We start from the raw sequence: 10,909 nt of genomic DNA, 5'->3' as shown, positions 1-10,909 counted from the left end.
CGGGATCCTGTTGGCCTCAACCCTGATCTGGATCAAGACCGACTTGATCAACACGCCCTAGGCCCGGACCCGCAGAAGCGGGACGAGCAGCTCGTCCTCCGACAGCGATCCGTGCATACCGATCAGCTGCGCGAAGAAGGGATGCTCGGTCTTCGTCGCGACGAGGCTGCCCGCGCCGGTGGCGACGGCGATGACGTCGCCGATGCGGTCGGCCATCCTCGGGTCGAGGCTCGGGCCGTACCAGCCGGCGGCGACGGCCTCCTCACGGGAGAGCACGATCCAGCCGTCGGTCAACCGGGCCCGCCACGCCTCCAGCACGTCGGCCGCCGCGCCCGGCCGGGCGTGGACGTAGCGTGCCCGCGCCTCGCCGGAGAGCAGTTCCACGCCCTCGCGCAGCTCGGGCTCGGCGTCGACGTCGATGCGGAGGTCGTCGACGAGGTCGACCATCCCGTGATCGGCGGTCACCAGCAGCGCCGACCCCGGCGGCAGGGCGGTGCCGATCTGCTCGGCGAGCCGGTCCACGTGCGCGAGCTGGTGCCGCCAGGCGGCGGAGCCGACACCCTTGCGGTGGCCGGTGGCGTCGAGGTCGCCGTAGTAGGTGTACGCGAGGACGCGGTCGCGGCCCGGGGCGTCGGCGAGGGCGTCGAGGGTGGCCGCGACCAGCTCGCCGGCGGACTCCGACGGGTCCAGCGGGACCCCACGGAAGGCCGCGCCGTTGAGCCCGGTGCCGCGGAAGCGCCCGGGCCCGAACGAGCGCACCTCGACCCCGGCCGCGGCGGCCCGCTCGAACGCGGTCAGGTGCGGCTGCCACTGCTCGGGGTCGACCTTCGCGGCGTCCCAGTGCAGGGCGTTCAGCACCGCGCCGTCCGGGCCGCGCATGCTCAGACCCAGCACGCCGTGCGCGCCGGGCGGCAGGCCGGTGCCGAACGAGGTCAGCGACGTCGCCGTCGTCGACGGGAAACCCACGGCGAGCGTCCCGGCGTCGGGCAGCAGGGAACTCAGGTACGGCGCGAGGTCGGCGTGCCGGCGCAGCAGGTTCAGACCCAGTCCGTCGACGAGCAGCACGGCGACCCGCGGGGGCAGGTCCAGCGCGAGCGGCCCCGACTCCCCCGGCACCCCGAGCTCGCCCAGGACCGACGGCAGCAGGTCCGGCAGCGCGGCGCTGCCGTAGGCGAGCTCGCCGATCACCGGGTGCCCACGGCGGCGGAGAGCGCCGTGGCGAAGACGAGCATCTCGGCGACGGTCTCGCGACCGTCCCCGGCCTCACTGACGCGGACCGACAGGTCGTCGGCGGTCACCGAACCGGTGTAGCCGTGGTCGGCCTCGCAGTTCGGGTCACCGCAGGTGGCGGGCTCGAGGTCGAGCCGGCTGACCGCGCCCCAGCCGACGGTGAGCACCAACTCGGTCGGCGGCGCCCCAACCTCGTAGCGAGCCGGGTCCGCGACCGTGCGGGAGAGCACGACGGTGGAGATGCGGCTCAGCGCGATGCTCTCCGTCGACGTCGTGGCGTAGGCGACGGGGTTGTCCTCGTCCGCGCTGTGCTCGTCGGTGTGGCCGACGATCAGCCGCGTGGGCGTCAGCGCGAGCACGGTGACGTGGCGGCGCACGGTCTCGACGTCGAGCGTCGTCTCCTGGTGCACGAACCACGACTTGATCGGCTCCTCACCGACCGCGAACTCGATGCCCTCCGCGACCAGCTCGGGGTAGTACCCGCTCCGCTGGATCGCGTCGCGCAAAGTTCGAGTGGTGCCGGTGTCCGCCATGCCGTCATCCTCGCACCGGCGCCCACTCGTCCTTCCACACCACCCAAGCCACGTGTCGCTCGTCCTCCCGCCCGGGCGGGCCGGGCACGAGGTCCGGCAGGCGCCGGTAGCCCAGCCGCGCCGGGATCCGGCCGCTCGCCACGTTGCGGGGGTCGTGGTGGATCCGCACGCACTCCACGCCCGGCAGCGCGAACGCGGCGTCGGTGAGCGCCGCCGCGGCCGCCCGCGCGATGCCGCGCCCGACGGCGGCGGCGTGCACCCAGTACCCGATCTCCAGCTCTCCCGGTCCCTGGCGCGCCATCAGCCCGACGCCGGCCAGGACCCGTCCGGGCGCCACCGCGGGCCCGCTGACGCGGTAGTTGAACTCGCGGCGCATCTCCCAGCCCTCGTGCGCCTGGTTCAGGAACCACTCCGTCGACGCCGGCTCGTACCCCGCGACCCAGGGCAGGAAGGGCTCCAGGTGCGCCCGCGAGGTGTCCACCGCCGCGTAGAGATCGTCGCGGTCGCCCGGCCGCCAGCGGTCCAGGCGCAGCTCCCCCGCGACCAGCGCCTCGGGCGGCGCCGCCGGGGGCGCCCACGTCGGGGTCGTCATGCACCCAGCGTGAGCGGCGCCGTCACGGCCCGCAACCAGGTTTCGGCGTACCCCCGTCCGTTGGGACGGGCATTGACCGGTCTCAACCGTGGGATGAGGCTGCTGAGAGCCCCCGGCCCCTTCGAGCCTGCTGGAGCCCGCTGATGAGCACGAATCCTGCCGCGACGGCGGCGTTCCGCGCCGCCCGCGACCACCTGCTGTCGATCCGCACGGACTACCCCGCTGCGCGAGACACCTTCGCCTGGCCCGAGTTGGAGCAGTTCAACTGGGCGTTGGACTGGTTCGACGTCCTCGCTGCCGAGAACCCCGACGGCAAGGCGCTCTGGATCGTCGAGGAGGACGGTTCCGAGCAGATCCTGAGCTTCGGCGACCTGCGCGACCGCTCGAACCGCCTCGCGACCTGGCTGCGCGGCCAGGGCGTCGCCCGCGGCGACAAGGTCATCGTCATGCTCGGCAACCAGGTCGAGCTGTGGGAGACCGCGCTGGCCTGCATCAAGCTCGGCGCGGTCATGATCCCGTCGACGACGCTGCTGGGCACGCCGGACCTGACCGACCGCGTCTCCCGCGGCGAGGCCCGCCACGTCATCACCAACGGCCGCGACGCGGCCAAGTTCGACGATGTCCCGGGTGACTACCGCAAGATCGCGGTGGCCGGGGCGCCCGGGTTCGAGACGTTCCCGGACACCACGAGCGGTCCCGCCGACTTCGCCCCCGACGGCGTCACGAACGCGTCCGACCCGCTGCTGCTGTACTTCACCTCGGGCACGACGGCGAAGCCGAAGCTCGTCGAGCACACCCACGTCTCGTACCCGGTCGGCTGCCTGTCGACGATGTACTGGATCGGCGTCCAGCCGGGCGACGTCCACCTGAACATCTCCTCGCCGGGCTGGGCGAAGCACGCGTGGAGCAACCTGTTCACGCCGTGGACCGCCGGCGCCTGCGTGATGATCTACAACTACGCCCGCTTCGACGCGGCCGCGCTGCTCGCGGTGATGAAGCGCGCCGAGGTCGACACCTTCTGCGCCCCGCCGACCGTGTGGCGGATGCTGATCCAGGCCGATCTGTCCGCGTGGAAGCTGCCGCTGCGCGAGTGCGTCGGCGCCGGTGAGCCGCTCAACCCCGAGGTCATCGAGCAGGTCGAGAAGGCCTGGGGCATCACGGTCCGCGACGGCTTCGGCCAGACCGAGACGACCGCGCTCGTCGGCAACCCGCCCGGCCAGCCGATCAAGGCCGGCTCGATGGGCCGCGCCCTGCCCGGCTACACGATCGCGATGGTCGACCCGGTCAGCGGCGAGGAGGGCGACGACGGCGAGATCTGCATCGACCTGTCGAAGCCGCACCTCGGCCTGATGGTCGGCTACAAGGGCGACCCGGAGCGGAACGCCGACGTCACCCGCGGCGGGTACTACCACACCGGTGACGTCGGGACCCGCGACGCGGACGGCTACATCACCTACGTCGGCCGCGCCGACGACGTGTTCAAGGCCTCCGACTACCGGATCTCGCCGTTCGAGCTGGAGTCGGTGCTGATCGAGCACGAGGCGGTCGCCGAAGCCGCGGTCGTGCCGTCACCGGACCCGCTGCGGCTCGCGGTGCCGAAGGCCTACGTCGTCCTCGCCGCCGGTCACGAGCCGAACCGCGAGACGGCGCTGTCGATTCTGCGCCACTGCCGGACCGAGCTCGCCCCGTACAAGCGGATCCGGCGCATCGAGTTCACCGACCTGCCCAAGACGATCTCGGGCAAGATCCGCCGCGTCGAGCTGCGGCAGTCCGAGGACGAGCGGCACTCGGCCAAGATGACCGGCGCCGGCGACTACGCCCCCCGCGGCGAGGCCGAGTTCTGGGAGGAGGACCTCCCCGAGCTGCGCTCCGAGTAGCTCTCCCCCGGGCCGCTCCGTCGGCCCAGCGGACGCCGCCCCCCGCGCGTCCGTCCCCGCGCGACCCCGTGGTTCCCCCGTGCCGCGGGGTCGCGCCCTGTCCGGGCGCGACTTCGGTGTGCTCGGATCGGGCTGGTCAGCCGCCGTGCGGGCGGAACCACCGCGCGGAGGCGTCGGAGCCCCCGGTGTCGGGCAGGACGTCCGAGTCGGACGACGGGACGTCGGACTCGAAGGCGCCGGAGACGGCGTCGGACGCCGAACCCCCGCGGTCCTGGAGCTGCTGGGACGCGGGGCGGTTGCCGCCCGTGGAGCTGCCGCCGTCGAAGGCGAGCGCGCTCGCGCCCCCGGCGAGGGCCAGGACACCGAGCACCGTCGAGCCGATCGCGAACCGCTTGATGACGCCCATGACGTCGAACCTCCCCCTCAATCGCCCGAACCGGGCGATCTCCCCGCTCTGGGACGCCGCCGACGGCCCCGTGGTTCCCCTCGGCCGCTCGGGAACGATCATGAGCGGTTCTCGGACCCCCGTCACCCGCCCTGCGCCACCCGGGTTCCCTGCCCCACCGGCCCCCCGCCGACCCCCGCCGACCCCCCGGCGAGCCCCACCCTCCGCTCATGCATGAGCAGGGAGTCGAAAATCGGGCGCGCCATGTCCGAATTTCGACCTCCTGCTCATGCATGAGCGGAAGGTCACGCGGGCGGGGGCGCTGGGCGTGCCGGGCCGGGGATCGTCGGCGGGGCAAGGGAAAATGGGCGCATGGCCAAGACCCCTCCCCCGCCCGCAGTCCCCGACGAGCGCATCATCGAGACGGACGTCTCGGAGGAGATGCGGGGCTCGTTCCTGGAGTACGCGTACTCCGTCATCTACTCCCGGGCCCTGCCGGACGCGCGGGACGGGCTCAAGCCGGTCCACCGCCGGATCCTCTACCAGATGGCGGAGATGGGCCTCCGGCCGGAGAACGGGCACGTCAAGAGCGCCCGGGTGGTCGGCGAGGTCATGGGCAAGCTCCACCCGCACGGCGACGGGGCGATCTACGACGCCCTGGTCCGTATGGCCCAGCCGCTGGCGATGCGCCTGCCGCTGATCGACGGGCACGGCAACTTCGGCTCCTACGCCGACGCCCCCGCCGCCATGCGGTACACCGAGTGCCGACTCGACGCGGCGGCCATGGCCATGGTCGAGGCGATCGGTGAGGACACCGTCGACCTGATCCCGAGCTACGACGGCTCGGAGGTCGAGCCGATCGTCCTGCCGGCGGCTTTCCCCAACCTCCTGGTGAACGGCGCGGCCGGCATCGCGGTCGGCATGGCGACGAACATGGCGCCGCACAACCTCGGCGAGGTCATCGCCGCGGCCCGGCACCTGATCAAGCACCCGAACGCCGACCTCGACGACCTGATGCGGTTCGTCCCCGGGCCGGACCTGCCGACCGGCGGCAAGATCATCGGCCTCGACGGAATCCGCGAGGCCTACGAGACCGGCCGCGGCACCTTCCGTACTCGCGCCACCACGCACGTCGAGAACCTGACGCCCCGTAAGAAGGCGATCGTCGTCGACGAGCTGCCGTTCGGCGTCGACCCCGAGCGCGTGGTCGCGAAGATCTCCGAGCTCGTCCGCGGCAAGAAGCTCGCGGGCATCGCCGACGTCGCCGACCACACCGACAAGGACAACCCGCTCCGGCTCGTCATCGAGATCAAGTCCGGGTTCCACCCCGAGGCCGTTCTCGAGCAGCTCTACAAGCTGACGCCGATGGAGGACTCCTTCGGCATCAACAACGTCGCGCTCGTCGACGGGCAGCCGTTGACGCTCGGCCTCAAGGAGCTGCTGCAGGTCTACCTGGACCACCGCTTCGAGGTCGTCCGCCGCCGCAGCCGCTACCGCCGGGGCAAGGCCGCCGACCGGCTCCACCTCGTCGACGGTCTGCTGATCGCGCTGCTCAACATCGACGAGGTCATCCAGGTCATCCGGACCAGTGACGACGCCGCCACCGCCCGGACGCGGTTGATGGAGATCTTCGAGCTCACGGAGATCCAGGCGACGTACATCCTGGACACCCCCCTGCGCCGCCTGACCCGGCTCGACAAGCTCGAGCTCGAGCGCGAGGCGGAGAACCTCCGCGAGACCATCGCCGGCCTGGATGCGCTGCTGGAGTCCGACGAGCTGCTGCGCCGGACGGTGTCCGACGAGCTCGGCGAGATGAGCAAGAAGTTCGCCACCCCACGCCGGACGGTTCTGCTCGAGTCGGCCGGCACCCCGACCGCGGCGGTGCCGCTCGAGGTCACGGACGACCCGTGCTGGGTGCTGCTCTCCTCGACCGGTCTGCTGGCGCGAACCCCGACCGACGAGCCGCTCCCGGCCGAGGGCGGGCGGGCCAAGCACGACGTCATCGTCTCGGCCGTGAAGGCCACGGCCCGCGGCCACGTCGGCGCGCTCACGACCGCCGGCCGCATGATCCGGGTGCCGGTCATCGACATGCCGGCCATCCCCGCCACCGCCGGTCCCCCGGCGCTGTCCGGCGGCGGCGCGCTGAGCGAGTTCGTCCGCCTCGAGAAGGGCGAGAAGGTCGTCGCCCTCGCGAGCCTCGACCCCGAGGGCCCCGGCCTCGCCATGGGCACCGCGCAGGGCGTGGTCAAGCGGCTCAAGCACGACATCCCGTCGAACAAGGACGACTGGGAGGTCATCTCGCTCAAGGACGGGGACCGCGTCATCGGCGCCGCCTCGGTGACCGGTCCGGACGACGACCTCGTCTTCATCACCTCCGACGCTCAGCTGCTGCGCTTCCCGGCGGCCAAGGTCAGCGCCCAGGGCCGCTCGGCCGCCGGCATGGCCGGCATCAACCTCGGCAAGGGTGCGAAGGCCGTGTGGTTCGGGGTCGTCGACCCGAGCCGCGAGGGCGCGGTCGTCACCATCGCCGGCAGTTCCGGCACGCTCGACGTCGGCGGCGGCTCGGTGAAGGTCACGCCGTTCGCCGAGTTCCCGCAGAAGGGTCGCGCGACCGGCGGCGTCCGGTGCCACCGGTTCACCAAGGGCGAGGACGTCCTCACCCTCGGCTGGGCCGGCCCCGCGCCCGCCAAGGCCTCCAGCGGCAACGGCGCACCGGTCGAGCTCCCCGAGATCGACCCCCGCCGCGACGGCTCCGGCGTCAAGCTGGCCAAGCCGGTCACCGCGGTCGGCGGCCCCGTCGGTCCGCTCGCCTGAGCTGACGCCTCGTCAGTCCGTGCCCCGGCGGCGGGCACGGACGACGACGTCGGCGAGGCGCTTGGTCGACCCGTCGGGCCGGGCGACGGTGCGCTCGGTCTCGACGGCGGTCACGACCTCCCACACCCCTGGGTCCAGCCGCGCCGTGATCGACGCCGCGGTCACCGTCGCCTCCGGGGGCGGCTCCTCGCCGTTGTGACCGTGACCGTGCCCGTGCCCGTCGAGGTGACCCACGATCAGCAACGTCCCGCCGGGGGCGACCCACGCCGCGATGCGGTCGTAGAACGCCAACTGCGGGATCGCGGGGTGGGCGTAGTTGGTCAGGACCAGGTCGAAGGCCGCAGACGGCTCCCACGTGCTCAGGTCGGCCTGCACCCAGTCCACCCGCCCGTCGACGCCGGCCGCGGTCGCGCGCTCGGCGGCGCGGGACAGCGCCGCCGCGGCGATGTCCGCGGCAGTCACCTGCCAGCCGCGCTCGGCGAGCCAGATCGCCTCGGCCCCGGCCCCGCAGCCGGCATCGAGGGCCGTGCCGGGCGGCAGGCCCGCGAGTTCGATCGCGAGATACGGGTGGGGCGGCGCCGTGCCCATGACCGACGCGGCGCCGGGCGTCCAGTGCCGTTCCCAGTACTGCTCGTCGAACGTGTGCGTCGTCATCGGCTCCCCCACGGCGATCGGCCCTGGGGGCGATGGTGCGGGGGGCGTTCGCGTTCCGGCAACGTTTGTTGCCGGAACAGCAACGCCGGTCAGGCGTCGATGCGCGAGCGGTCCAGCGAGGCGGCGGAGCTGACGATGAACTCCTTGCGGGGAGCCACGTCGTTGCCCATCAGCAGGTCGAAGACGCGCTCGGCCTCCTCGAGGTCCCCGGCGGTGATGCGGCGCAGCGTCCGCGTGGCCGGGTTCATCGTGGTGTCCGAGAGCTGGTCCGCGTCCATCTCACCGAGACCCTTGTAGCGCTGGATCGGGTCCTTGAGCTTGCGGCCCTTCTTCGTCAGGTCCGCGACCGTCCGGCGCATCTCGGCGTCGGTGTAGGTGTAGATGTACTCGTTCGCCTTGCGGCCCGAGTTGATGACCTCGATCCGGTGCAGCGGCGGCATCGCCGCGTACACACGGCCCGCCTCGACCAGCGGCCGCATGTAGCGGTGAATGAGCGTCAGCAGCAGAGTCCGGATGTGTGCGCCGTCGACGTCGGCGTCCGTCATCAGGATGACCTTGCCGTAGCGCGCGGAGTCGATGTCGAACGTGCGGCCCGAGCCGGCGCCGATCACCTGGATGATCGAGGCGCACTCGGCGTTCTTGAGCATGTCGCCGAGCGTCGCCTTCTGGACGTTGAGGATCTTGCCGCGGATCGGCAGCAAGGCCTGGAACTGCGCGTTGCGGGCCCGCTTCGCGGTACCGAGCGCGGAGTCACCCTCGACGATGAACAGCTCGCTGCGGTCGACGTCCTCACTGCGGCAGTCGCACAGCTTCGCCGGCAGCGACGAGGTCTCCAGGGCGTTCTTCCGGCGCTGGGTCTCCTTGTGCTGTCGCGCCGCGACGCGCGTGCGTGCCGCGGAGACGACCTTGTCGATGACCGTGCGCGCGGCCTGCTTGTTCGCCCCGCGGCTCGCGGTGAGGAACGTCTTGAGCTCGCGGGCGACGACGTTGTTCACGATGCGCGTCGCGGCCGAGGTGCCGAGGATCTCCTTGGTCTGACCCTCGAACTGCGGCTCGGCCAGACGGACCGTCACCACCGCGGTCAGGCCTTCGAGAACGTCGTCCTTCACGAGCGGTTCGTCGTTGGCCTTGAGCGCCTTGGTCGCCTTCGCGACGTCGCTGAGGGTCTTCACCAGCGCGCGCTCGAAACCCTGGACGTGGGTGCCGCCCTTGGGCGTCGCGATGATGTTCACGAAGGACCGGACCGTCGTGTCGTAGCCCGTGCCCCACCGCAGCGCGATGTCGACACCGAGCTCACGGGTGACCTCGGTGGCCGTCATGTGCCCGGCCTCGTCGAGCACCGGCACCGTCTCGACGAAGGTCTCGGACCCGGTCAGGCGCAGCGTGTCCATCACCGCCTGGTCGGGGGCGAGGAAGTCGCAGAACGCGCTGATGCCGCCGTCGAAGTGGAAGGTCTCCTCGGCCGGGCCGGCGGCGTCGGCCGCGCCCTTGCGCGAGTCGGTGACCCGGATCGTCAGACCCGGGACGAGGAACGCGGTCTGCCGCGCGCGGTTGTGCAGTTCGTCGCGCGAGATCTTCGCGTCGGGCAGGAAGATCTGCTTGTCCGGCCAGAAGCGCACGCGCGTCCCGGTCACGCGCTTGGCGACGCGGCGCACCTTGGTGAGCCCGCCCTCGGCCTTGAACTTCGCCTTCGGACCGTCACCGTCGAACGTGCCCGCCGTGCCGCGACGGAAGCTGATGGCGTGGGTCGCGCCGTCGCGGTCGACCTCGACGTCGAGCCGCTCGGAGAGCGCGTTGACGACGGAGGCACCGACACCGTGCAGACCACCGGTGGCGGCGTACGAGCCGCCGCCGAACTTGCCGCCGGCGTGCAGCTTGGTCATGACGACCTCGACGCCCGACAGGCCGGTCTTCGGCTCCTTGTCGACCGGGATGCCACGGCCGTCGTCGCGCACCTCGACCGAACCGTCGGCGTGCAGGAAGACCTCGATCGTCGAGCAGTAGCCACCGAGGGCCTCGTCGACCGCGTTGTCGATGATCTCCCACAGGCAGTGCACCAGACCGCGGGAGTCCGTCGACCCGATGTACATGCCGGGGCGCTTGCGCACCGCCTCCAGCCCCTCGAGAACGAGCAGGTGGCGTGCGGTGTAGCCGGAGTCCGGGGCCCCGGAAAGTGCAGTCGTCTGGGCAGTCACAGGGCCTCGCATTCGCTCACAGCCGAAGGCTACCTGCGGCCCCTGACTCCGAATTTCGCGGCGCGCCGCGTGTGGCGGACATCGTCCTTACGGTGGAGGGGAAGCCGCCGAACGGGTGATTACTGCACGAGCCGAGGGTCCGGGAGGAACCGGACACGCCTGTGAACCCATCCAAGATTCCGTCCTGCACGAACGTCTTCGTGCAAACTCGAAAGAGATCTCGCACGAGGTCGAGCAGGACCGCAGTCGCCAACAATTGGCGTCTGTGATTCACAACATGCGTGATCGGAAAGACCAAGCGGGTAACGTCCAAGGACGGGAACCAATCACGTCGGAGGATTGTTAGCCCGGGTACCACCGATCGAGAGGGGCGACCGTGACCGCACTGCTTGCCACGACCACCTCGCTGACGGCTGTCGACCGTTGTGACCGCTGCGGCGCCCAGGCCTACATCCGCGTAGTGCTCTCGGAGGGCAGCGACCTGCTCTTCTGTGCGCACCACGGCCGCCAGTACGAGCTCAAGCTCCGCGAGATCGCCACCGAGTTCCACGACGAGACCAACCGGCTCGCGGGGACCCCGGCCAGCGCTTCCGCCGACGAGCGGTAGCTCCCAGCCGATTCCCAGCCGA

Annotated in this window: 9 protein-coding genes; 3 read left to right on the top strand and 6 right to left on the bottom strand. The window is 71.6% G+C overall.

What is annotated here, in order from left to right:
* Positions 1–57: 57 nt before the first annotated feature.
* From ABD401_RS24130 to ABD401_RS24120, 3 genes are read right to left on the bottom strand one after another with little or no spacing between them, the layout of a single operon-like run.
* Complete coding sequence (locus ABD401_RS24130; protein ID WP_344609618.1) at positions 58–1,188, bottom strand: alkaline phosphatase family protein; 1,131 nt, start codon at positions 1,186–1,188, stop codon at positions 58–60.
* Entirely contained in the window at positions 1,185–1,763 is a 579-nt protein-coding gene (locus ABD401_RS24125) for a DUF5998 family protein (RefSeq protein WP_344609616.1), read from the bottom strand. The genes ABD401_RS24130 and ABD401_RS24125 overlap by 4 nt, the downstream gene beginning before the upstream one ends.
* A 4-nt stretch (positions 1,764–1,767) precedes the next feature.
* Positions 1,768–2,355 (bottom strand): GNAT family N-acetyltransferase, encoded by a 588-nt coding sequence (locus ABD401_RS24120; RefSeq protein WP_344609614.1) that lies wholly within the window; start codon positions 2,353–2,355, stop codon positions 1,768–1,770.
* A 143-nt stretch (positions 2,356–2,498) separates the two neighbouring features.
* Here ABD401_RS24120 and ABD401_RS24115 point away from each other — a divergent pair, with 143 nt between their 5' ends.
* Positions 2,499–4,232 carry an AMP-binding protein gene (locus ABD401_RS24115; RefSeq protein ID WP_344609612.1) on the top strand — a complete coding sequence of 578 codons (1,734 nt, stop codon included), beginning with the start codon at positions 2,499–2,501 and terminating at the stop codon, positions 4,230–4,232.
* Positions 4,233–4,368: 136 nt separating this feature from the next.
* On the opposite strand, the gene ABD401_RS24110 is transcribed toward ABD401_RS24115, so the two are convergent.
* Entirely contained in the window at positions 4,369–4,638 is a 270-nt protein-coding gene (locus tag ABD401_RS24110) for a hypothetical protein (RefSeq protein WP_344609610.1), read from the bottom strand.
* A gap of 351 nt (positions 4,639–4,989) precedes the next feature.
* Between ABD401_RS24110 and ABD401_RS24105 the strand changes: the two genes are divergently transcribed.
* Positions 4,990–7,431 (top strand): DNA gyrase/topoisomerase IV subunit A, encoded by a 2,442-nt coding sequence (locus ABD401_RS24105; protein ID WP_344609608.1) that lies wholly within the window; start codon positions 4,990–4,992, stop codon positions 7,429–7,431.
* 12 nt (positions 7,432–7,443) lie between these two features.
* Here ABD401_RS24105 and ABD401_RS24100 read toward each other — a convergent pair whose 3' ends face one another.
* Positions 7,444–8,085, bottom strand: coding sequence for a class I SAM-dependent methyltransferase (locus tag ABD401_RS24100; protein WP_344609606.1), 642 nt, complete (start codon positions 8,083–8,085; stop codon positions 7,444–7,446).
* Between the two features lie 89 nt (positions 8,086–8,174).
* Entirely contained in the window at positions 8,175–10,292 is a 2,118-nt protein-coding gene (locus tag ABD401_RS24095; protein ID WP_344609604.1) for a DNA gyrase/topoisomerase IV subunit B, read from the bottom strand.
* A 364-nt stretch (positions 10,293–10,656) separates the two neighbouring features.
* On the opposite strand from ABD401_RS24095, the gene ABD401_RS24090 reads away from it, so the two are divergent.
* A complete protein-coding gene (locus ABD401_RS24090) occupies positions 10,657–10,887 on the top strand; it encodes a DUF7455 domain-containing protein (protein ID WP_344609602.1) in 231 nt (76 codons plus the stop codon).
* Positions 10,888–10,909: the final 22 nt, after the last annotated feature.

The sequence above is a fragment of the Sporichthya brevicatena genome (assembly GCF_039525035.1).
GTDB lineage: Bacteria > Actinomycetota > Actinomycetes > Sporichthyales > Sporichthyaceae > Sporichthya > Sporichthya brevicatena.
This window is presented reverse-complemented; position numbering and strand designations above follow the sequence as displayed.

Bases quoted from the DNA above. Each gene is read 5' to 3' on its own strand.
- ABD401_RS24125 (WP_344609616.1), bottom strand. From the start codon at position 1,763: ATGGCGGACACCGGCACCACTCGAACTTTGCGCGACGCGATCCAGCGG.
- ABD401_RS24120 (WP_344609614.1), bottom strand. From the start codon at position 2,355: ATGACGACCCCGACGTGGGCGCCCCCGGCGGCGCCGCCCGAGGCGCTG.
- ABD401_RS24115 (WP_344609612.1), top strand. From the start codon at position 2,499: ATGAGCACGAATCCTGCCGCGACGGCGGCGTTCCGCGCCGCCCGCGAC.
- ABD401_RS24110 (WP_344609610.1), bottom strand. From the start codon at position 4,638: ATGGGCGTCATCAAGCGGTTCGCGATCGGCTCGACGGTGCTCGGTGTC.
- ABD401_RS24105 (WP_344609608.1), top strand. From the start codon at position 4,990: ATGGCCAAGACCCCTCCCCCGCCCGCAGTCCCCGACGAGCGCATCATC.
- ABD401_RS24100 (WP_344609606.1), bottom strand. From the start codon at position 8,085: ATGACGACGCACACGTTCGACGAGCAGTACTGGGAACGGCACTGGACG.
- ABD401_RS24095 (WP_344609604.1), bottom strand. From the start codon at position 10,292: ATGCGAGGCCCTGTGACTGCCCAGACGACTGCACTTTCCGGGGCCCCG.